The following is a 21,672-nucleotide window of genomic DNA, read 5'->3' on the forward strand; positions in this document are numbered from 1 at the left end:
TCACTGACCTCGGGGAGCGCCTGCGGCCCAGGACAGGATCGACATCCACAGTGCCGCGTAGTGCTCCCACTCCACGAACTCCGGCGGGGCCCAGTGCGGGGCGAGGTCGGAGGTGAAGGCCACCGAGCGGCCCCGGCCGTACTCCCCCACCACCAGCAGCGGGTCGTCACCGCTGCGCGCGACCACGGTGGAGCCCTGCTTGGGGAAGGTCCGGTTGTAGCCCAGCAGCATCGGCCACTCGGCCGGCGTGCCGCCCAGCACCGGGTGGGCCGGGTCGCACACGTCGACCTTCAGCCCGTCGGAGATCTCGACCCGGTCGTCGGTGGGCATCAGCTCCACCGGCAGCACGTCGGCCAGCGGGCTCATCCCGTAGCGCGCCTTGCCGTCGATCCCGGTGAACGACAGGTACCCCCCGATCATCACCAGCCCACCGCCACGGCCCACGTAGTCCGCGACCAGACCGAGCTTGTTCGGCGACTTCTCCGAACGCAGGAACGTCTCATCCGGCAACAGGAACGAGTTCGACCCGATGTCGGAGATGACCACGACGTCGAACGCATCCAGCGCCTCCGCCGTCCTGGGGAACAACGAGGAGATCTCATGACCGCGCACGTAGGTCAGCTCGTGACCCGCCGCCCGCACGCAGTCCAGGAAGACCCCCGCGCCCTCCTCGTACTCGGTGTTGTGGAACTGGTCGAAACCCTTCATGTGGATCGTGTGCTTGATCCAGGACTCACCTGCGACCAGGACGCGCAGCGGGGGCGTGCTCAGGGTGTCGGGCACCTGCCCCTCCTCTCGGCTTGGAGTTGACTTAAACGATTCTTGTTGCGGGCTGATGACGTCCGCCTCAGCGGGTCACGCGTCGGCCGGTGGCCGCCTCATAAGCTCACTCCCGAGAGCACGAGCAGCCGCGATTCGGTGTAGTCCTCCATCGCGGCCCGCACTCCTTCGCGTCCGATACCGGACTCCTTGACCCCTCCGTACGGCATCTGCTCGGCCCGGAAGGTCGGGATGTCGCCGACGATGACGCCTCCGACCTCCAGCTCCCGATGTGCGCGGAACGCCGTCTGGATGTCGTGGGTGAAGATCCCGGCCTGCAGGCCGAAGCGCGAGTCGTCCAGTGCCCGCAGGCCCTCGTCCACGCCGTCCACCGCCGCGACGGTGAGCACCGGACCGAACGCCTCGTCCTGGCAGACCTGCGCGTCGGCCGGGGCGTCGACCAGCACGGTGGGAGAGACCAGCGCGTCGGTGACCGTCCCGCCGGTCAGAACCCGGGCCCCGCCCGCGACGGCGGCGGTGACCCACTCCCCGATCCGCTGTGCAGCTGCTCGGTTGATCAACGGCCCGACGGTGGTCGCCGGCGACCAGGGGTCACCCACGACGAGCTGCTCGACCTCCTCCACCAGCACCGGCAGGAACCGTTCGTACACCGTCCTGTCGACGAGGACGCGCTGCACCGAGATGCAGGACTGGCCGCCCTGGGCGTTTGCGCCGGTCGCGATCCGCCGGGCCGCCTGCCGCAGGTCGGCATCCGAACTCCAGTCCGGACAGATCAGCACCCCGGCGTTGCCGCCGAGCTCCAGAGTGACGTGCTTGCGGGGCACCGCGTTCCGGATGGCCCAGCCGACCGGTCCGGACCCGGTGAAGGACACCACGGGCATCCGCGGGTCGGCGACGAGACCGGCAGCGACCTCGTCGTCGACCGTGAGCACCGAGAACGCGCCCGCCGGTAGCCCGCAGTCGGTCAGGATCTCGCCCAGCAACAGGGCGCTGAGCGGCGTCTTCGGCGCGGGTTTGAGCACGATGGGCGCGCCCACCGCCAGGGCGGGCGCGATCTTGTGGGCGGCCAGGTTCACCGGGAAGTTGAAGGGTGTGATGCCCAGGACCGGACCCCGGGGGAACCGGCGCTGCAGGGCCAGGCGCCCGTCTCCGCCCGGCTCGCTGTCCAGTCGCTGGAGCTCACCCGACCACCGCACCGCCTCCTCCGCCCCCCACCGGAAGGTCAGGGCGGCGCGCTGCACCTCGGCTCGCGACCATGTGATCGGCTTGCCGCTCTCCCTGGTGATCGTGGCGGCGACCTCGTCCATGCGCTCGAGCAGACCCGTGGCCGCCTGTCGGAGAGCGTCCGCGCGGCGGTGGGCGGGAACCGCGAGCAGGCTGCCGGCCGCCTCGTGGGCCAGCTGCAGCGCCTGCTCCACGTGCTCGGGGTCGGCGAGGGCGACCTCGGCCACGAGCTCGTCCGTCCAGGGGTCCCGGACCGGCAACGTTGCGGAACCGGACACCGGCTGCCCGGCGATCCAGGCCCCCGCCCGCCGGACGGTCGTGGTGCCGGTCATGGTGCCGCCCACCCGGCGTCACGGGTGCTGGCGAGGGCGGCGAGGGCGGTGGTGTCCTGTGGTCGGCTGAAGCGGACGAAGACGTCGTTCACGGGGCTTCCGATCAAGCGTGGGAGGGGGCGGGACGAGGACTCTGCGGGTGCGCTACGCGCTGCCACCCGGCTTCTCCTCGAGGACCATCGTCTTGTTCTCCAGGTAGGGCAGCAGCCCTGCGACGCCGCCTTCACGGCCGATGCCGGACTGTTTGAACCCGCCGAAGCCGATGCCGAAGTCTGCGCGGTTGTCGTTGTGGCCGACGGTGCCCGCCCGGAGCTGCCGCCCGACCGCCAGCGCCTTGTCCACGTCTCGGGTGAACACCGAGGCGTTGAGGCCGTAGATGGAGTCGTTGGCGATGCGGATGGCATCCTGCTCGTCCTTCGCAGGAATCACCGTCAGCACGGGACCGAAGATCTCCTCCTGCGCGATCCGCCACGAGTTGTCCACGTTCCCGAAGACGGTCGGTTGGACGAACCATCCGCGGTCGAGGCCGGCCGGTCGTCCACCTCCGGCCGCGAGCTTCGCTCCCTCGCTGAGCCCGATCTCGACGTAACCCTCGACGCGTTCCCGCTGCCGTTCCGTGGCCAGCGGACCCATCTGCACGGCCGGATCGAAGGGGTCCCCGACCCTCACCTGCGAGAACGCTTCGGCGAGACCCTCCACCATCTCGTCATGCCGATGGCGGGGCACGATGATCCGGGTCAGGGAGCCGCAGATCTGGCCGGTGAGGAAACACTCCGCCCCGGCCAGGACCCGGGCGGCCTCGGCGATGTCGGCATCGTCCAGGACTACGGCCGCGGACTTGCCGCCGAGCTCGAGCGTGAAACGGCCGACCCGCTCGGTCATGATGCCGGCGATGGCCTTGCCCGCGGCGGTCGATCCGGTGAACGTGATCTTGTCCACCCGAGGGTCTCGGACGAGGGTCTCGGAGACCTCACGATCGGCGGTGACCACGTTCAGCACGCCCGCGGGCAGCCCGACCTGCTCAGCGATCTCGGCCATGATCAGCGCTGCGCCCGGCGCCTCGGGGGAGGCCTTGAGGACCACGGTGCAGCCGGCCAGCAGGGCGGGGGCGAGCTTGTAGGCGATCAGCGTCATCGGCACGTTCCACGGGATGATCGCGCCCACGACGCCGACCGGCTCCCGCACGATCATCCCGTATCCGCCACCGCCGGACGGGGTGGCGGGCTCCTCGAAGGGGAACGACGCCGCGAGCTCGGCGTAGTAGGAGTACGCGCCGGTGACCTCCCCCATCACCGCGCGTGCCGCGCCGGCGAGGATCCCCGACTCTCGCGGCCAGATCTGCGCGACGTCCTCGACGCGGTCCTCGACCGCGGAGCTGATCGCCCGGAGGTACTCGGCGCGCTGCCCGTGCGTCATGCGCGGCCAGGGGCCGTCGTCGAACGCCGCCCGTGCCGCACCGACCGCGGCGGCGATGTCGGCGTTCCGCGCCTCCGCGACGCTGAAGTACACCTGCTCGGTGGCGGAGTCGACGACGTCGATCGTGTCCGAGGACGTCGGGGCGACCCATCGGCCACCGATGTAGAACTCGTCCGGCCGGTGGAGGGGTACAGCCCCGGCGGTCGTGATGTCCACTCGCTATCTCTTTCCTTCTCCGTCGGTGCCCGTCGTGGACGCCGTCAGGTGCGGGGTACGGGTCAGGATCCGGACTCGGTCGGGGGGACGTAGAACGACACCTTGCGGATGGTCTCGATCGTCCGCCAGGTGTCCGTGTCCCCGGCGAACAGGCGGACGACGTCGCCCGGCCCGATCATGATCGTCTCTCCGGTGCGGTGGAAGGTGACCTCCGCCTTACCCTCGAGCACCACAAAGATCTCGTCGGCCGTGACGCCCTCGTACTCCCCGACCTCGGCTCCCCAGACGTCCACGGCAGTGTCCGCGGTGAGGCCGCCCAGGTTGCGGGCGCCGGTGCGCAATGTCGGCGTCTTCGGCTTCCAGTCGAGCTCGGCCGAGAAGGCGTTTCCCAGAAGCTGGCTCACAGTTCTCCTCACAGATGTACAGGCTCTCGTTCCGAGAGGTCAGTGGTCGGCGTGCGCGCCGCGGGCCGCCGTGAACAGGCGCCGGGGGTTGGCGGTGAGCAGGCTCGCGGTCACCTCGCCCGGGACGCCGTGGCGTTCCAGCCGGGGCAGGAAGTAACGAGGCACGTAGCCGAAGCCGTTGCCGCCGTTGCGGGTCCACATCGCCTTCGACGCCATGTCGTGGCTGAGCAGGAGCCGCTCGGCATAGCCCGCTCGGACCAGGGCGGCGACGGCGGCCGCGGTCTGCTCCGGCGCCGGACACTGCCCCTCGCCCGGGTAGAAGAACGGCATGCCGATCATGTCGAACTCCAGCCAGACGCCGCGCTCAGCGACCGCCCGCTGGTAGTCCCGGTCCTCCCCGGAGGGGTCCATGTGGCACAGGACGACGGACTCGGGGCGGGCCCCCTCCTCCTCGAGCACGATGTCGAGGACTTCGTGGGCGCGCCGCTGCCAGCCCGGCAGGTGGACGAACAGCGGGACGCCGAGCTCCCGCTGGGCGCGGGCGGCCGCACGCAGGTGCGTCCGTTCGGCCTCGGTGAACTGCGGGGAGACCCCGATCTCGCCGATGATCCCGGGCCGGATGCCCGTGTCCCCGACACCGTCCGCGAACTCGGCGAGGATCTCCGCCACCAGGTCGTCCACGGTGGTCTCGGCGCGGCGGGCGGAATGGAAGATGTGCACGTACCAGCCAGAGCCCATGACGACGTTGAGCCCGGTCCGGTCTGCGATGTCCCGGAGCGCGGCGGGGGAACGACCCACGTCCCCGTTCGTGCAGTCGACGACGGTGCGGCCCCCCGCCTCGACGAAGTTCGCCAGCTCCGCGACCGTGGCGTCCGGGTCGTCCTGCCGGGTGTTGTCCAGGCAGCAGCGGGGGTCCTCCCGCAGCAGCCACTGCATCGACGGGCCCACCGGGGCGTGGAACACCGCGCGCTCCGCCGGGTCCTCGGGTTCGGCGCGGCGGCGACCGGACCAGTCGCTGAGCAGGTGCTCGTGGGTGAGCGTCATCCCGAGGGCGTCCACCGGAACCGGGCCGCGCACAGTAGTGACCAGCACGGTCGGGTCATCCATCGGGTCAACCTCTTCGTTCGCATGGGGTCCCGGTGCCCCCGCCCGGGAAGGTGCGGGCGGGGGCACCGGGTGGACGATGTCAGGCCGAGACGGCCATCTCCGAGGAGACGGTGCGCATCTGACCGACGTGGTCGATGTAGTAGGACTCGGGGACCTCCTTCTCGCTGTTCGCGATCAGCTCGGTGAAGTCCCACTTCTTGAGCAGCTTGCCGTTACGGAAGACCGGCTGCAGCACGTTCTCCGACTCGGGGATCGAGCCCTTCAGCACCGTCGTGTACTCGCCGTTCTCGTGCTTGAGCGCGAGCCGGCCCTTCTTCGACACCTTGAACGAGGCGCCCGTCGGCGACTTGGCGATGTCCCGCCACTCGCCGTCGACGCAGACCGCGGACGCCTTCTGGCCGAAGTTCATCGTGTCGCGGTTCCAGTGCTGCAGCAACCCGCCGCCCATGCCGAACACGGCGTTCTCGGCGGAGAACCCGCGGCGCTCGAGCTCCATGTAGACCTGCGGCAGCGAGTGGTAGTTCACCCCGTCGCCCTGCACCACCCGGACGAACGGGGGCAGCACCTTGAAGCCCTTGGAGTTCACGGTGTAGCCGAAGATGTCCATCAGCCAGCCGGTGGTGTCGGCGGTGACCTGGACGATGTCGCCCGAGTCGGGACGGATCCCGACGAGGCCCGGGAAGTTCTGGATCTGCTCCTTGAGCTCGCCGCCGATGATGTTCTTGACGCAGTTCTCGTGGTCGTAGGTGTCGGTGAGCAGCAGCGCGCAGCCCTCGGGAGCCATGGTCTCCAGCATGTTGCGCATCGCCGCGGCCTCGCCGTCGCGGCCCCAGGCGCAGAACCCGGCGTGCTCGGAGTTCGGGCCGGAGTTCGAGACCTTTCCCGCGTTGTAGAAGCGCTTCGCGGCAAGGATGCCCGGCACCGTGTCGGACTGGTCGAAGTTGACCAGGTGCGCCAGACCGCCCAGTGCGGCGGACTGCTGGGAGCTGACGCCGCGGGCGCCGTAGTCGTGCAGCATGTTCCGCAGCCCGGCCGACGAGTCGGCGGTGCGGTCCAGCGCCTCCTTGATGACCATCTTGGACAGCCAGCTGACCGTACCGATGGTGCACGGGTACCAGACCGCGCGCAGCAGCGCGGTCTCGAAGAAGCTGGTGGCCCAGTAGTACTTCGGGTCGGTGTTGATCACCTGGACGAGCACGTTCCGTGCCGGGAGCACGGTGCCCTCGGGGACCGCCTCGATCTCGACGGGCAGGTAGCCGCCGTGGTCGTTGAGGATGCCCATCCAGTTCTCGCGGTTGAAGTGCATGCCCTGCTCGCGTGCCACGAACTCGGCCTCGTCGATGTCCTCGAGCGTGATCGGCTTCATCAGCCTCTCGCGCAGGTAGACCTGGAGACCGACGAACATCGTCACCGGGAACAGCCCGCCGCGGGACTCGATGTAGCTGGACACGTACTCCGTGCCCTTCGGGTACAGCGGGTAGTGGCAGTGCTTGTAGTTGTCTACGTCGAGGATCAGGTTGTCGAGATAGCCCATCGATCCGCCTTCGTGAGAGTCGTTTCTACTGGAGGACTTCGTGCGCGTTTTTGGGCCGGTTTCGCACCGGCCGGCCGTGAGCGTCGCTCAGATCGGACGCCCCGTTCACACCCCGGAGAGCCTGGCTCACCGAGCCCGTCGAAGCTAGGGGTCGCAACCGGAGTAACACGATCGTAACGTTTCCACTCTGGCCGCATATAGCTGACCTGGGGCGATTCCGGCACGCCGCGACACCGGACGGCCTTTCGGGTAACCCGGCGACCGCCCGTCGCGCGGTGCTGTCGGACCTACCCGCGACCAGCACTGGCCGGGGACCCGGGCCGCCGAGCCACCCACCAGCCACGCGACGACCGAGAGGGTGGGATGGACTCGATTCTTCAGTGGGCACAGCTCGCCCCGTCCAGGACGCGCGGACTCGTTGGGCGAGTACTCCAGCACCTGGACGGCGTCCGGCACCCGGTTGCGCGCGCCGGCGTGACCGGTCCGGAGTCGTTGAGCGCACAGGACACCGTGCTCGCCGACACCCGGGGCATGCTGGGCCACGTCCTTCATAGTCGGCGGCTCGCGCCTGCGGTCGGACTGCGTCACGTCGCGCTGCCTCCGACCCGTTTCACCGAGGCCTGCACGCGTGCCGCTCAGGACGGTATCGAGGTCTACAGGACGGCGTAGTGCGACCACCCGACGAACTCCGGCAGCGCCCGCTGCGGAGCGAGGGCGGAGGGCGAAGGAGGCTACGCGATCGACGTCCGCGGTGGTCGCCGAGTGCGACCGTCCCGATCGGCTTCGCGGTCGACGGGTCGAGCACGTCCAGGGGGCCGAGCTCAACGGCGCGATCCACTCGCCAGCGGGGCGAAGAAACGATCCGACTTCACCTTTACCTCCCTTCCACCGCCGAAAACTGCACTCAAGGCGACCATGAAGCGGGTGTACGGCTTCTGTCGGCCAGGCATTGATTAGAAACGATTCTAAGATTCTGGGTACCGTAGGTTACCCCGCCCTGACAGGTCAAGCAACGGGCACGGGCAAATCCTTCGTCCGGGAGTCGCGCCCGCGCGGAGAGAGGAACCTCGATGACAGCGACCCGGACGAAGCGGACGCCCCGATCAAAGCCGTGCCTCGACGCGGCCTCAACCACCTTGTGTGCCACAGCCCGGCCCCATTGCCGACGCGCACAACCGCCGAGCGCGATGTCGGACCCAGCCCGCTGGGGCGGGAGGCGGTGCTGTCGTTCCGCGCACGACGAGCTGCGGACCGAGGGCTGTGTCGTTGGGTTCGCGCTCGGCGAGGTTGAGCCGCTCGAGCGGCACCCGATACCGCAACAGCGGTGTGATCAGTCCGGTGGTCGTTCGACGCGGCGCCGGTCATGGCTGTCGCGGGCCTGCTGCTGGCGTTCGCGTCGCCAGGTCGACGGTGCATGACGTGGTCGACGCGGGCTTGCGGGGCGAGGACGAGCGCGGCGAGGAGGCGGCGGGTCTCGTTGCCGACAGCGGGATCAGCCGACGATGGCCGCTCGTGGGCCCCCCTTTTCGCCTCGCGTCCGTGTTCGGTGGCGCGGGTGACGGCGAGGCGCGCGGTGCACGCCGACGGCACGGGCGGCTTCGCCGGCGCCTGTCCGTGGATCGTCACGACGACCGGGGTGGGTCAACCACTTCTACGTCTACGCCGCCGGCGCAGACTTCGGCACGTTCTTCGTCAAGTTCTGCTCCTACTTCCCCTACAACGCCAGGCGGCCTTCCCCTACAACGCCAGGCGGCGAAGGCGGGCCTGGGGTTCACCGCCCTGCACAACGGCTTCGCCCCCTGCGCCGACGCGGAGGCGGTGCAAGCGATCTGCGATCGGCTCGGGGCCAAGCAGATCGACACGCTGCTGCGCACGTGGCCGGCGCGCCTGCCGCACCCGTTCACCGGCGCGCACCGGGCTGCCGGCCACCGCTATGACCTTCCGGTGCTGCAGGCGGAGTTCTCCCTGACCCAGGTACTGGATCGGCCCATCTGTGGCCGGGTGTTCCTCGAGCAGGTCATCCGGGACAGCCTCAACGTCGGACGCCCCGACCAGGTCGGCCCGGTCTTCGACCGGCGCATCCACCGCGGCCGCCGCCAGCACACCCCGGGCCGGTTCCGCACTCACGTGCGGCCCCTCCGCCCACCGGCGCCAGCTCGGCGTCCAACGGCTCAGCCATAACCCGATCCGCGCCGCCGAGGCCTTCACCGCCGTCCACCAGCCGATCCGCACCCGCGACGGGCACCGCATCGCCGGACTGCGCCTGAGTGATCACCGCTCGCCGAGCTGCTCGGCCTCGCCCCCACCGGGCCATCGGCCGGGCAGGTCGGCTACGACCTGCGCCGACTTCGCACCCACGGCCTCATCGCGGGCCCCGGCAGCCACCGCTACCGGGTCACCGACACCGGGCCGGCCCACGCCGAACTGATCACCGACATCCACACCCGCCTCCCCGAGCCCGGGCCGGTCCAGCTCACCGACCCGACCCCGACCCACCCGCACCCAGCGCCCTGCGCGCCGCCGCCCGCAGCTACCAGCACGCCTCGACCACTTCACCCAGCAGGCCCGCTTCGCCGCATGACACCCAGACCTTGACTCGATCACGCCGACTTCGTCGGTCCTGGCCGAGCTAGGCGCCACACTCGGTTAGCGCGAGTCCGCACGTATGGATCGATGACTCGTCCTCCGCCCGCTCATGGCGCAATAATGAGGGCTCACTGTTTCAGGCAGTCGTCGAGAATTCGGTGAAATCGCTCACTGTCGGCATGAACAGCGAAACGTGCGTTACCCACCGTTCCGCTGCCCTCGTGCAGGTAATCAATGGTTGTCCGACCGTAATTCTGGGGGCTCACCGTTTCGACGTCGACTATGACCTCCGTCAGCTCGAGAACGGCCGGGTCAATAGCGTAAGCAACGCAGAGCGCGTCGTGGAGAGGGGCAGAAAGAAGAGCCCCTATACCGTAAGGTTCGGTTACCTGGTAGCTGTGGATGTAGTACTCCGTGACAGCCGAGACGAGTTGAGCGGCGCTGGTCTGAAGCTCTTGGTAGCGCCGCAGGTCGTCACGACTCACGAGCACCTCGTGCGTAGCGTCGAGAGGCGCGACGGTGAGGCGCTCGATGCCGGCTCTAAAGACGACATCGGCCGCCACGGGGTCGGCGTGGATGTTGAACTCCGCTGCCGGTGTCCGGTTTCCGGACTTCTTCCATGCGCCGCCCATGAGGATGACCTCGTCGACCGAGTCGAGGATGTCGGGTGCCACCGTCAACGCGGCTGCGAGGTTGGTCAGCGGGGCGACCTGGATCAGGGTGATCGGATCAGTCGCGCGGCGCAACGTTTCGATCAGCCATTCCACGCCACGCCAGCTGTGTGGTGTGAGCCCCGCCACCCCGACCGGCAGCGTGTCCTGGTGGAACATTCCTTCCGCCGGGTTGGGTGCGGACGGGTAAGGACTCGGTGCGAAGCGGCGGGCCAGGCCGGCGTGGACCTCGACCTCGCTCTTGCCGATCGCGTGCAGGACACGCAGCGTGTTGTCGGTGGCTTGATCCAGCGTCAGGTTCCCGACCACCGTCGTGCACCCGACCAGTTCGATATCCGGGTGCAGGGCGGCCATCGTGAGCGCGACTGCGTCGTCGTTGCCGGTATCGACGTCCAGGATCACTCGCCGGGGCATCTGCTGTCCGCCTCTCGCATCGGGGCCGACCAGGCCGGGGGCGCCGGCCGGCGCTCGCAGCGGGATGACCACGTCATGAGCCCGACTCTGACCAGATGGACACCTTCCGAAGCCGCTCGATGGTCCGCCACGTATTACGCTGGCCCTTATTGAGGCGGACGACGTCGCCGGGCCCGATCTGGATCGTTTCCTTTGTGTCGTCGAACGTGACCTCGGCACGTCCTTCCAGGACCACGAAGACCTCGTCGTCGGTCACGCCCCTGATGAGTCCTGGCTCCGCCTCCCACACGCCGATCTCCGCCCCCTCGACAGTGCCGATATGGTAAGTACCGGTCGGCACCGTGACGCTGGGGTCCTCCAGTGATTCGTACCCTTCAGGCTGGAGCTGGTAGCGGAACACGTTTCCGAGATGCTGCGTCATTCTATGTACTTCCTTTCGCGGTATTCGCACTTCTTTGGTGCAGTCCCGAACGCCCATCCGGGGCCGGGACCACCGACCCAGGCTCATGGCTCATCGCGGGTGGCTTCGCCCAGTTCTGCTACGGGCTGACCGATGCGTCGGTCGAGGCTTCCCCGGAGCGCAGGGCGCCGCGCTTGATCTTGCCGGTCGCGGTCTCCGGGACGTCGTCGAGGATGTGGCTCCGCCGGGGGTACTCGTACGCCGCGAGTCGCCCTCGTGCGACGCCTTGTCGCTCACTTGTGGACATCGACGACGACACGCCCGTGTACCCGGCCTGCCACGACATCCTGCGACACGCTCGCCGCGTCCTCGAGCCCCACGACCGAAGTGATCGAGTCGAGCAGCTCGTGGTCCACGTTCGCCAGCCGGTCCCATGCTCGCCGCCGTCGGTACTCGGAGGCGTAGACGGAGTCGATACCGACCAACGAGATCCCTCGCAGGATGAACGGCAGCACCGTCGACGGGAGATCGATCCCTTGTGCGAGACCGACCGCGGCGACCACGCCTCCGTAGCGGGTGGCGGCCAGAGCCGAGGCGAGGGTCGTACTGCCGACGGAGTCGAGCACCGCGCTCCAAGTGGGAGTCGCCAACCCGTCGCCGGCCTCGGCCGGCAGTCGGCCGATGATCTCGCGCGCCCCCAGCCGGAGCAGCGAATCCCGCAGCTGGTCTGCCCGTCCGGTGGAGGCCACGACATCGAAGCCGGCCTGGGCCAGCACGGCGATGGCGATCGTTCCGACACCGCCACCCGCGCCGGTGACCAGAACCGGCCCGTTCGAGGGCCTCACACCAGCCTCGAGGATCGCCTCGACGGCCAGCCCGGCGGTGTACCCCGCAGTCCCGATCGCGGCGGCGCGCCGCTGATCGAGCCGCGAAGGTAGTGCCCGCAGGAAGGCCCCCGGAACGCGTGTCCGCTGCGTCAGCCCCCCGTCACGATCGGTCCCGAGACCGAAGCCATTCGCGACCACCTCATCGCCGACCGCGAACAGCGGATTCGAAGAATGGGTCACCGTTCCCACGAAGTCGATACCGGGAACGATGGGAAGGTGCTGCGGGATAGGCGAGCCCGCCTCCATCACCTTTCCATCCTTGAAATTGAGATCCGAGTAGGAGACGTCGACCTCGACATCACCCCAGGGCAGGTCGTCGTCGGTCAGCTTGTCGACCGAGACCCGGGTCGAGTCGCCGACCGGATGGATCCGTACCGCTAGGAACTCGCGCCCATCACTGCTGCTCACTTCTTATCCAGATCACCGAACGCACTCGCGTCGACCAGTCGCCGCCTCATCGACTGCACCAATGGGCCCTCCGCCTCGCTCGCGCGAAACACGGCGATCCACTCCGGGTCACGGATGAACTCGCCCCACTTGCGCTCCATGTCTGCGGCATCTGCGAACCGGAGCGTGTAGACGACCTCGTTGAACGAGTGATCGCCCACCGAGGTGACGCCGATCTGAACGAGGTCCATCTGGTGTTTGTCGAACAGGCGGAATGTGTGCTCCTTGAATCTCGTGATGAGCGCCTCAAGGCGGCCGGGCGTGGCGACGTACTCTCGGACCTCGTACAGCATTCTCTATCCTTCTCTATCGATTGCACTGTGATTCGACCGCCACCGGAACTCGCACCGGCACGTGCGGCAGCGACCGCCGCGTTCGTTCCCGTGCCACCGCCGTAGCGCTCCGCGCCGGCGCCGACGACGGCTCTGTCCCGGCCCGGGAAGTTCGTCGGTCGAGACGACGACGTCGACATTGACCGCGCCGACGACGAGCACCCGGGCAGTCATGTTCCCTCCGCCGGAGGGCACACCGATTCGCGCAGCTGCACGGTCGCCGGCAGCACACCGAGTGCTTCGGACTCGTCGTTCTCGAGCAGATCGAACAGTGCCGACGCCGCGCGGGACCCCATCTCGTGCGCGGGCTGGCGAACGGTGGTCAGCCTGGGCGTGAGCAGCGCGGAGACGGGGAGATCGTCGAACCCGACGATGCTCACGTCCTCGGGGACCCGCAGACCGACTCGTCTGCAGTACTCCATGGCGCCGATCGCCATGAGGTCGTTCGTGCAGAGCAGTACCGTCGGCCGTGGGCGGGACGCCAGCGCTTTCGCCGCAAGTTTCTCGCCCGTGGCCTGTCGGTAGTCGCCGGGGAAGACCGGCACCGAATCTGGGTCGAGTCCTGCTCCCGCAAACGCCTCTCGGTAGCCCGCGAGCCGCTGCTGGGACGTCCAGAGCGACGGTGGACCGCCAATCACGGCCACCCGCCGGTGCCCCTGCTCCAGGGCGTGCGCGGCAACCTCGCGAGCTCCCTTCCGGGAGTCGCAGACCACCGCAGGCAGATCCATACCGGAGAGCTGCTCATCGACCAGCACGACGGGGCCGGAGCGAGCCAGCCGGTAGAGCGACGCCGGCATCGACCCGGTCCCCGACAAGTAGACGACGCCGTCGATCCGCTGGCTCCGCAGGAGCTCCGCCTGCTTCTCCTCGGGCTGTTGCGTCGCATCGGGCACGACCAGCACGACGAGTACGTTGCGCTCTGACGCCACCTTCTGTACGCCTTCGGCGACCATCGCGAAGAACGGATTGGTCAGCTCCGGCACCACCATCCCGATCGTCGAGGTGCTGCGCAGCTTGAGGTTGCGGGCGGACTCGTTCGGCGTGTACTCCAGGACTCGAACCGCATCGAGCACCCGACTGCGCCGCTCGGGCGCAACTGGACCCGAGTCGTTGAGCACGTAGCTGACCGTGCTCACCGACACACCCGCATGCTGGGCGACATCCTTCATGGTGGGCCGCTTACGCGCACGGTCGGACCGCGTCATGACCACGCCCTCCGGCACCATGTCACGTGCGCGCACTCATACGAATCGGCCCTTTGGGTAGGGGGGACGGGTTCGACTGTGGCGATCTCTCGAGGCTTCCCAGCTGATCATTATGTCCGACTCCGGCGGGTTGCCGTGTCGCCGGGCGGCCGGGCCGGGCTCGACTCCCGGGTTCGTGGTCCTCCCCGACCGGCCCGTGTCGACCCAGCACCTGCCCTATGGCCTGCGGCCTCGATCAGTGAGTATCGAACGCCGGGGCCAGCCGGCGGGCCTGCGCTACTCATCAGCCACTCTGCCTTTCTCTGGCTCTCCACAGGCAACCATAAACGATTCTGTCCGGTGTGGAGACGGCCGGCTGAGTGATCCTGGTCAGGGGGTGTCGACGCAAGTGAGCGACAGCAGGCGACGGCCGATCGAATATGCCTCTCTCAGGTCGGTGCCGACGTAGTTTGCCGACGCCAGCTGGGCGACGGCCGGGCTCGGGTTCACCCCGACGGCGCGCGGCAGCCAGGCGAACAGGTCGAGATCCGACGACGAGTCGCCGTAGGCGACACACGCCTGCGCCGTCAGGTGATGTCGGGTCAGAGCATCCTGGGTGATCTTGACCTTCGCCTCCGGTGACAGGGTGGCCCCATCCGGCAGCGGCCGGCCGACCTCGACATCCGAGCCGTAGGTCTCATGTGCGCCCCAACGCTGCAGCCTGCGGGCAAAGAAGGCCGGGGACTGCGTGATGACGATCGCGATCTCACCTCGGGCGCGGATATCGGTGAACACGTCGGCGACGCCTGTCATCCAGCAGGCGCCCTCGAACGCAGCGTCGAGATCAGCTTCGGTCGCCTCGGCGCAAATATCGAGCAGAATCTCCCAGAATGCTCGGTCCGAGATGGAGCCGGCGAGCCACCGAGACTCGATGTCCTGACCGACGGTGAGCTTCCCGAAGTGTCGGGCTAGCTCGATCGTTGCGGCACCTCGGAGGAGGGTTCCGTCCATGTCGAAGACATGCAGACGTCGACCATGGTCCGACATGTCGGCACCTGGGCTCTGCGGCATGAGCTCTCTTTTCAGGGAAGGCCACACGGGACGATGCCCGCGGGACGCGTACAAGGGTTATCGGGCCAGGCGTCACTCGGTAGGGACGAATCACCGAACGTCGGGGCCGTGGGAACGAAGACCCTTCCGGATCAGGACAACGTCTCGAGGGGGACGACACCCGGCGCCGGGAAGGCGCGATCCAGGACCTCGAGTTCCTCGTCGGTGAGCTCGAGGTCCAGTGCTGCCGCGTTCTCCTTGACATGGGCGAGCCGGACGGCCTTCGGAACGGCGACGACGCCCCCGCTACGGATCGACCAGGCCAGCGCGACCTGCGCCGAGGTGGCTCCACGCTCCGCCGCCACGCGGCGGAGGTCGGGATGATCGAGCAACGCGCCCTTCTCGATGGGCGAGTAGGCCATGATCGCGGCGCCCACGCGCTCACACCAGGGGAACAGATTCGCCTCCGGACCGCGACGGGTGAGGTTGTAGAGGATCTGATTGCAGGCGGGGACGGCGCCCTCCGGCAAGTCCTCCAGGTCGTGCAGGTCGAAGTTGCTGACCCCCCAGGCCCGGATCGAACCCTCCTCGCGCAGCTTCTCGAGCCCGGCCACCGTTTCCACGAGGGGAACCTCCCGGCGCCAGTGCAGCAGGTAGAGATCCAGCCGATCGGTCCCCAGGCGCGTGAGGCTCGCATGGCATGCGGCGACCGTGCCCTCGGTGGTCGCATTCTGCGGGAGCACCTTGCTGACCAGAAAGACCTCGTCGCGACGGCCGCGCACCGCCTGACCGACGACCTCTTCTGCGGCCCCGTCGGCGTAGAGCTCGGCCGTGTCGATCACGGTCATCCCGAGGTCGATACCGGTCCGCAAGGCGGTGATCTCAGCCGAGCGGTCCGCACCCATACGCCAGGTGCCCTGGCCGATCGGTGGAACATCCGCTCCGGCCAGCCGAACTGTATTCAGGGTCATATCAGACGGTCCAATATCGTAGCTTCCTTAACCGAGAACATCGCAACCACGACAACGTCCTCCGCGGGTCTTCGTCCGAATGGGAGTCGGAGGTCGCTCGCAGCTCTACCGACCCGGCCATCCCCGGGCACGCCCCGGCGCGCGGGACCGTGATGGAGCGGTCGGCCGCGCACCTGGTGGGCGGGCTGGGTCGCACGGGGGCGGGACCGACCCAGGGGAGCACGGGTCGGTCCCGCAGGGGCCGGCCTCAGTGCACGCCGGCGACCCCCTGTACGACGCCCGAGTAGTAGCTCTCCGGAGTCGGCCGCTCGCTCCGCTCGATGAGCTCGGTGAAGTCCCACTCGCGCAGAATCTTGCCGTCGCGGAAGACCGGCACGAGCTGGTTCTCCTCCGCCGGGATGGAGTCGCGGCGGACGGTGGAGTACGTGCCGTCGGCGTAGCGGAGGGCGAGCCGGCCCCCCTTCGACCGCTTCATCGCGCTGCCGGTCGGGGCCTTCACGGTCTCTCGCCACTCGCCGTTGATGCGCATAGCGCTGGCCTTGAACCCGAAGTTGAGCGTGTCCCGGTTGACCTGCTGCAGCAGGCCGCCACCCATCCCGCAGAGCACGTTGTCCGCGGCCAGGCCCCGCGCCTCCAGTTCGGCGTAGAGCGCGGCGTAGGTGTCGAGGGTGAGCCCGTCGCCCTGGATCACCCGGATGTTCGGGGGCAGGACCTTGAACCCCTTGCCGTTGGTCTCGTACCCGAAGCTGTCCATCAGCGACTCGACGGTGTCGACCGGCACCTTGACCGTATGGCCCGAGTCGCACCGCACCGCGACGAGGCCCTGGAACTGGCTGATCTCGTCGTGCATCTCCTTGCCGAGGATCTCCTTGACCGCCCGGTCGTGGTCGAACGTGTCGACCAGAAGGCCGGCCACGACGACCCCGGGGAACTTCAGAAGCCTGCGGAACGTGTCCGCCTCGCCGTCCCGGCCGGCGGCCGCCACGTTGGCATGCTCCTGGAAGACGGCGCTGCCGTTCGGGGCTGCCGCGTTGTACCACTGCCGGGCGGCGATGTACGCGGGAACCGTGTCGGTCTGGTCGAAGTTGACCAGGTGCGCCATTCCGCCGAGACCGGCCGACTCCAGCGAGCTGACGCCGCGGTTGCCGTAGTCGTGCAGGTACATGCGGATTGCCTCGGGGTGATCGGAGGTGCGCTCCAGGAACCCCTTCACCAGCTGCTTGGCCGTCCAGCTCAGGGTGCCGACGGTGGTCGGGTACCAGACGGCCCGGAGCAGGGCGGTCTCGACGAAGCTGGTGATCCACGGATAACGCGGATCGGTGTTGATCAGCTGCACCAGGACGTTGCCGGTCGGGACAACGGTGCCCTCCGGGACCGCCTCGATCTCGATCGGGAGGTAGCCGTCGTGGTCGTTGACCAGGTCGACCCAGATCTGTCGGTTGAACGGAATGCCCATCGGCCGGTGCACGGCCTCGGCCTCGTTGATGTCGTCGATGGTGATCTGCCGAGTGAGGTACTCGCGCAGGAAGGCCTGGAGCCCGACGAACAGTGTCGCGGGGAAGCGGCCGCCACGTGATTCGACGTAGCTGGAGACGTACTCGGTGCCGTCGGGGTACATCCCGTAGTGGGCGTTCTTGTAACTATCGACGTTCACGATGATGTTGCGCCACAGGGACGATTCGCCCATGTCAACTCTCCTGATCGTATGCCTGCAGGTAGGGGGCCTGGTCAGCGGCGAACCGGACCAAGCCGAGGACTGTGCTCGTTGACTCACCCCGCCCGCGCCGCCTCCGGTGGTCATGAAGCGGATGGTGGTAAGCCGCTCAACTGGTGGTAAGCGGCCCACCCCTGTGGTCGTCGGGGCCATGGAGGCGGTCGCTCGATCCGAGCAGGCCGGCCTCGATGAAGGAATCAGGTTCCGTTCACCACGTGGTCAGGGAAGCGAAGGCGTTCCTGGATCGGAGGCTGAGGCAGCTCACGCACATCTCAACCATCGACGCGCTCGGAGATGATCCGGTACCAACGCCGCGCCGCTACCGCACCCGCACTGAAGTAGTACTCGAGGTGCGGGTGACCGACGTGGAAGTACTTTTCAGCCACCAGATCCGGGAGCTGCTCGACGAGCTCCGGATCGTCAACCTGATGGGCTGTCCCTTCGAGCTGGACCGCACGCACGTTGGAAATCTCGTCCCTTCGTCGATCACCGCGGACACCCGGCCACCCGCATCGATGACCTCCATGTGGCGGGCGTCAGGGGTCGTGCTCCGTCCCGGATCACCAAGGGTCGGCTCGAGAGGCACGTAGACGGTCTCGTCTACGACGAACAACGCCGGCGAGACATTGATCGCCCCGTTTGGAAGGGCAGACGCGAGCCCAAGCCGCAGAGCCCTTCCACGAAGGGCCGGCGCTTGACGCCTTCGAGGGGAGCAAGCTCCCCGAGGGAGGTAGCCATGTGGTCGTCCTCTCCGTCCAGGGCAGCGAGTGCTGGCACGCCGAATGACATGTCGCCGTCTGACCCAGACGGCGGACGCCGTCCGCATGTCGATCTCCACTGCGCCCCGGGCTTGAACAGCCGAGTGCTCGCCGACCGCGGTCTAGAGCGAGTGGTCGAGGCGATGTCGCGTTCTGTGGTCCCGTCCCGAAGCCGCCCGGCAAGCGAGCGGCGGGAATCGTTTCTACTCCTCGGACACAGATTTACCTCCGTAGCGTCGGGCACTGCGGGGTGACGATAGCGACGTAGGCTGCATCACAGCAAGACTCAGAACGTTTCCATCGTGTTAGATGCCGAACCTATAGCCCTCCCCCACCACCGGAGACGCCGTGATCGACAGCTCAGTCCTGAACCGGTCGGGCGCCGGCGGCGGGCGTCTGACGAGCACACAGCTCGGCGTTGCCAGCCGCGGGCTGTGGGTTCGCGAACCCCGGCCGTGCGCCGCGGCCGAACCGCGCGTAGCCCTAGCTGCAGGTGTTCACATGCGCAGACCTGGAGGTTGACGGCACGGTCAGGCGGACGCAGGCCGCCGCGGGACGGTAGTGGGCAACGGCCGCACCGCCCAGGCGTCAGCGACACGTACGGCACAAGCTCCCCCGGATCGACGATGGCGCGGCATCCAGTCCGGGCCGGCGCCCGGCCCGATCCCGACACAAAGGAGAACCCAGATGGCTTCAGCGGTAGCCGGCCAGGCCGTGCAGGTGAACACGGTTCGAGGCCCCGTATCGGTTGACGCGCTGGGTATGACCTTGACCCACGAGCACCTCATCTTCGACTTCACGAAGCGGTTCACGCCGCCCGAGGGCGCCGCTGAACGCAAGCTGTATGGCACCCCCGTGGGTCCGTCGATGAACTGGCTACTTGCCGACCGTCCGTTCTGCTGCTTCGACAACGGGTGCCAGGACGACCCGCTCGCCACAGCCGCCGAACTCGGGAACTTCAGCGAGGCAGGCGGACGGACAGTCATTGATTGCACAAACGGAGACTTCGGGCGGGACCCTTTAGCGCTCAGAGAGATCTCCGACAGGTCAGGAATCAACGTCGTGATGGGCTCCGGCTGGTATGTCCACGGGTTTCACGACAGCAGGACCGCCTCCGCCAGCGCCGACCAGCTCACCGAGGAGCTCCTGGCCGAGTTCACCGACGGCGTCGGCGACACGGGACTTGCGCCCGGAGTCATCGGGGAGATCGGGGTCTCGCCTGACTTCACTGACGCGGAGAAGCTCCGGCTGCGCGCTGCATCTCGTGCCCAACGCCAGCTCGGAGTTCCGCTCATGATCCACCTGCCGGGCTGGCAACGTCGAGCCTTCGAGGTACTCGACATCGTGCTGGGCGAGGAGGGAGTTACCCCTGCGGCGGTCGTCATGTGCCACATGGATCCGTCTGGCCATGACGTGGAGTACCAGCGCGCCGTTGCCGATCATGGCGTCTGGCTCGAGTTCGACATGATCGGGATGCCGTTCTATTACCCTGGGGAAGGTCAGTCTCCCGCCCCTGAACAGACCGCAGCCGCGGTCGCCGGCCTCATTCGGGACGGGTACTCCGAACAAATACTATTGAGCCACGATGTGGCCGCCAAGAGCATGTTGACCCGCAATGGCGGGAACGGATTCGGCTACATCCCAAAGCTTTTCTTGCCTCGCCTGGAACGTCATGGAGTGACGCCCGACGTGGCGGCAGAGCTGATGACCGCGAACCCCGGACGCCTATTTACGGCCTCGCGCACCTAGTAGGGCTTTGTTAGGTCGGGTCTGGGTAGGGGCGTTTGCAGGTGTGGCAGGCGCCGGTCCAGAGGCCGAGGAGGGTCTGGAGTTCGCGGAGGACGGCGTAGAGGGTCAGGCCGGCGCAGGGGCTTTTGGGTCGTAGCGCAGGGATGTGCAGAACGCCTGGGCCAGGGCGGTGAGGGTGACGTGGCGGTGCCAGCCGAGGTAGCTACGGCCTTCGAAGTGGTCGAGGCCGAGGCCGTCTTTGAGTTCGCGGTAGTCGTGCTCGATGCGCCAGCGGATCTTCGCGAGCCGGACCAGCTCTCGTAGTGGGGTGTCGGTGGGCAGGGTGGAGAGCCAGTAGTCGGTGGGCTCGGCCTTGCCGGGCGGCCATTCGGCGATCAGCCAGCACTCGGGCAGGGTGCCGTCGGTGGCTCGGGGGATATCGCGGTTGGCCGGGCGGACTCGCAGGGCGAGGAAGCGGGAGGTCATCGCCGCGGTCGGGTTCCCGGCAGTCTTGCGGGTGCCGTGGCGCCAGGTGACCCGGCGCAGCGCGCGCCGGCCCGCGGCGAGGGCGAGCGCGGCGAGGGTGGATGGGGCGTCGGGGTAGCGCGGGACCGGTGGTCTGCCGCGACCGGTGTAGGGCGGGGTCACTGGCTCGACATCGGCGGAATGGACGCTGGTCGTGGCCTTGACCGCCAGGACGTAAGGCATGCCGCGTCGCTCGAGTGCGAGGCGGAACTCGGTGCAGTCGCCGTAGCCGGCATCCGCGACCACGGGCCGCGGGTCCAGGCCCCAGGCGCCCGCCTGCTCATCACCGGTGATCTCGTCGAGCATGTCCAGGGCTTGACGCCACTTCTCCCGGTGCCGCACCTCATTCGGGATCTTGCTGCGGGCGCGACGTGCTCGGATCTCGCCCGCGGCCTCGGGGTCGTCGGTGTGATCGATCGCGAGGTCGTCCCAGGAGCGCGGCAGGTACAGCCGCCAGTCGATCGCGGCGGAGGCCCAGTCGGTGACCGCGTGCACGCTGACCCCGACCTGGCAGTTCCCGACCTTGCCCAGCGACCCGGAGTACATCCGCGCCACCCCGGGCGAGTCCACGCCGTCCTTCGGGAAACCGGTGTCGTCGATGACGAACGCGCGTGGGTCGATGAACTCGCCCGCCCACCGCGCCAGCCGACCCCGAACCTCGACGTAGTCCCAGGTCGAGGACGTGACGAACTGCTGCAGCTGCTGATGATCGACACCGAGGCGGTCGGCCATCGGCTGCATCGACTTGCGTTTGCCGTCCAGCAACAACCCGCGCACATACAGCTCGCCCTTGGCTCGCTGATCCGACCGGGCCAGACCACCGAGCATCCCGGCCGCGAACGCCTCCAGCCGCGGGCGGACCTGCGCCATCTCCTCCGGAGTCACGACCCGAACGAGATCACAGGCAGCGCCGGATCAGTGGGAACGACACACCTAACAAAGCCCTACTAGGTCAGTGGCTTGTCACGCAGCCTTGGCCGGGTAATCGGTCC

Annotated in this window: 20 protein-coding genes; 2 read left to right on the plus strand and 18 right to left on the minus strand. The window is 68.2% G+C overall.

Annotated features, from left to right (window positions below):
• From HF519_RS12335 to HF519_RS12360, 6 genes are all read right to left on the minus strand, one after another.
• On the minus strand, positions 1 to 783 hold the full coding sequence (locus HF519_RS12335; RefSeq protein WP_214371418.1) for a glutamine amidotransferase: 783 nt from the start codon (positions 781 to 783) through the stop codon (positions 1 to 3).
• A 95-nt stretch (positions 784 to 878) separates the two neighbouring features.
• Positions 879 to 2,336 (minus strand): aldehyde dehydrogenase family protein, encoded by a 1,458-nt coding sequence (locus HF519_RS12340; RefSeq protein WP_013674314.1) that lies wholly within the window; start codon positions 2,334 to 2,336, stop codon positions 879 to 881.
• A 144-nt stretch (positions 2,337 to 2,480) separates the two neighbouring features.
• Complete coding sequence (locus HF519_RS12345; protein WP_169413057.1) at positions 2,481 to 3,968, minus strand: aldehyde dehydrogenase; 1,488 nt, start codon at positions 3,966 to 3,968, stop codon at positions 2,481 to 2,483.
• Between the two features lie 62 nt (positions 3,969 to 4,030).
• Positions 4,031 to 4,372: a cupin domain-containing protein gene (locus HF519_RS12350; RefSeq protein WP_169413058.1), complete on the minus strand. Its 342-nt coding sequence runs from the start codon at positions 4,370 to 4,372 to the stop codon at positions 4,031 to 4,033.
• A gap of 39 nt (positions 4,373 to 4,411) precedes the next feature.
• A complete protein-coding gene (locus tag HF519_RS12355; RefSeq protein WP_211169922.1) occupies positions 4,412 to 5,479 on the minus strand; it encodes a phosphotriesterase family protein in 1,068 nt (355 codons plus the stop codon).
• A 79-nt stretch (positions 5,480 to 5,558) separates the two neighbouring features.
• Positions 5,559 to 7,013, minus strand: a complete 1,455-nt coding sequence (locus HF519_RS12360; protein ID WP_169413059.1) for a nicotinate phosphoribosyltransferase — start codon at positions 7,011 to 7,013, stop codon at positions 5,559 to 5,561.
• Positions 7,014 to 7,505: 492 nt separating this feature from the next.
• On the opposite strand from HF519_RS12360, the gene HF519_RS12365 reads away from it, so the two are divergent.
• Complete coding sequence (locus HF519_RS12365; RefSeq protein WP_211169923.1) at positions 7,506 to 7,682, plus strand: hypothetical protein; 177 nt, start codon at positions 7,506 to 7,508, stop codon at positions 7,680 to 7,682.
• Between the two features lie 1,068 nt (positions 7,683 to 8,750).
• Here HF519_RS12365 and HF519_RS12370 read toward each other — a convergent pair.
• The 11 genes from HF519_RS12370 to HF519_RS30425 form a co-directional block, all read right to left on the minus strand.
• Positions 8,751 to 9,140, minus strand: coding sequence for a hypothetical protein (locus HF519_RS12370; RefSeq protein ID WP_169413061.1), 390 nt, complete (start codon positions 9,138 to 9,140; stop codon positions 8,751 to 8,753).
• A gap of 144 nt (positions 9,141 to 9,284) precedes the next feature.
• Positions 9,285 to 9,455, minus strand: coding sequence for a hypothetical protein (locus HF519_RS12375; protein WP_169413062.1), 171 nt, complete (start codon positions 9,453 to 9,455; stop codon positions 9,285 to 9,287).
• A gap of 272 nt (positions 9,456 to 9,727) precedes the next feature.
• A complete protein-coding gene (locus HF519_RS12380; RefSeq protein WP_312860065.1) occupies positions 9,728 to 10,756 on the minus strand; it encodes a nucleoside hydrolase in 1,029 nt (342 codons plus the stop codon).
• Between the two features lies 1 nt (position 10,757).
• Entirely contained in the window at positions 10,758 to 11,105 is a 348-nt protein-coding gene (locus HF519_RS12385; RefSeq protein WP_169413063.1) for a cupin domain-containing protein, read from the minus strand.
• 272 nt (positions 11,106 to 11,377) lie between these two features.
• Complete coding sequence (locus HF519_RS12390) at positions 11,378 to 12,379, minus strand: acrylyl-CoA reductase family protein (protein WP_312860066.1); 1,002 nt, start codon at positions 12,377 to 12,379, stop codon at positions 11,378 to 11,380.
• Positions 12,376 to 12,711: an NIPSNAP family protein gene (locus tag HF519_RS12395; RefSeq protein WP_169413064.1), complete on the minus strand. Its 336-nt coding sequence runs from the start codon at positions 12,709 to 12,711 to the stop codon at positions 12,376 to 12,378. Before HF519_RS12395 ends, HF519_RS12390 begins: the two co-directional genes overlap by 4 nt.
• Before the next feature lie 209 nt (positions 12,712 to 12,920).
• The gene (locus HF519_RS12405) at positions 12,921 to 13,919 is read right to left on the minus strand and encodes a LacI family DNA-binding transcriptional regulator (RefSeq protein WP_246243323.1); all 999 of its coding nucleotides are present in this window, start codon (positions 13,917 to 13,919) and stop codon (positions 12,921 to 12,923) included.
• Between the two features lie 405 nt (positions 13,920 to 14,324).
• Positions 14,325 to 14,981, minus strand: coding sequence for an HAD family hydrolase (locus HF519_RS12410; RefSeq protein WP_246243325.1), 657 nt, complete (start codon positions 14,979 to 14,981; stop codon positions 14,325 to 14,327).
• Between the two features lie 155 nt (positions 14,982 to 15,136).
• Complete coding sequence (locus HF519_RS12415; protein ID WP_169413066.1) at positions 15,137 to 15,955, minus strand: aldo/keto reductase; 819 nt, start codon at positions 15,953 to 15,955, stop codon at positions 15,137 to 15,139.
• Between the two features lie 247 nt (positions 15,956 to 16,202).
• A complete protein-coding gene (locus tag HF519_RS12420; RefSeq protein ID WP_169413067.1) occupies positions 16,203 to 17,642 on the minus strand; it encodes a nicotinate phosphoribosyltransferase in 1,440 nt (479 codons plus the stop codon).
• Positions 17,643 to 17,941: 299 nt separating this feature from the next.
• Positions 17,942 to 18,130: a hypothetical protein gene (locus HF519_RS30425; RefSeq protein WP_211169924.1), complete on the minus strand. Its 189-nt coding sequence runs from the start codon at positions 18,128 to 18,130 to the stop codon at positions 17,942 to 17,944.
• 984 nt (positions 18,131 to 19,114) lie between these two features.
• On the opposite strand from HF519_RS30425, the gene HF519_RS12430 reads away from it, so the two are divergent.
• Positions 19,115 to 20,176, plus strand: coding sequence for a phosphotriesterase family protein (locus HF519_RS12430; protein ID WP_169413068.1), 1,062 nt, complete (start codon positions 19,115 to 19,117; stop codon positions 20,174 to 20,176).
• Positions 20,177 to 20,281: 105 nt separating this feature from the next.
• Here HF519_RS12430 and HF519_RS12435 read toward each other — a convergent pair whose 3' ends face one another.
• Positions 20,282 to 21,565 carry an IS701 family transposase gene (locus HF519_RS12435; RefSeq protein WP_312860067.1) on the minus strand — a complete coding sequence of 428 codons (1,284 nt, stop codon included), beginning with the start codon at positions 21,563 to 21,565 and terminating at the stop codon, positions 20,282 to 20,284.
• Positions 21,566 to 21,672 lie beyond the last annotated feature (107 nt).

The organism is Pseudonocardia bannensis, assembly GCF_012911875.1.
Lineage (GTDB): Bacteria > Actinomycetota > Actinomycetes > Mycobacteriales > Pseudonocardiaceae > Pseudonocardia > Pseudonocardia bannensis.

Excerpts from the sequence above, each read along its gene's own strand:
- HF519_RS12340 (WP_013674314.1), bottom strand. The coding sequence starts at position 2,336 with ATGACCGGCACCACGACCGTCCGGCGGGCGGGGGCCTGGATCGCCGGG.
- HF519_RS12355 (WP_211169922.1), bottom strand. The coding sequence starts at position 5,479 with ATGGATGACCCGACCGTGCTGGTCACTACTGTGCGCGGCCCGGTTCCG.
- HF519_RS12360 (WP_169413059.1), bottom strand. The coding sequence starts at position 7,013 with ATGGGCTATCTCGACAACCTGATCCTCGACGTAGACAACTACAAGCAC.
- HF519_RS12385 (WP_169413063.1), bottom strand. The coding sequence starts at position 11,105 with ATGACGCAGCATCTCGGAAACGTGTTCCGCTACCAGCTCCAGCCTGAA.
- HF519_RS12395 (WP_169413064.1), bottom strand. The coding sequence starts at position 12,711 with ATGCTGTACGAGGTCCGAGAGTACGTCGCCACGCCCGGCCGCCTTGAG.
- HF519_RS12405 (WP_246243323.1), bottom strand. The coding sequence starts at position 13,919 with ATGAAGGATGTCGCCCAGCATGCGGGTGTGTCGGTGAGCACGGTCAGC.
- HF519_RS12410 (WP_246243325.1), bottom strand. The coding sequence starts at position 14,981 with ATGTCGGACCATGGTCGACGTCTGCATGTCTTCGACATGGACGGAACC.
- HF519_RS12415 (WP_169413066.1), bottom strand. The coding sequence starts at position 15,955 with ATGACCCTGAATACAGTTCGGCTGGCCGGAGCGGATGTTCCACCGATC.
- HF519_RS12420 (WP_169413067.1), bottom strand. The coding sequence starts at position 17,642 with ATGGGCGAATCGTCCCTGTGGCGCAACATCATCGTGAACGTCGATAGT.
- HF519_RS12430 (WP_169413068.1), top strand. The coding sequence starts at position 19,115 with ATGGCTTCAGCGGTAGCCGGCCAGGCCGTGCAGGTGAACACGGTTCGA.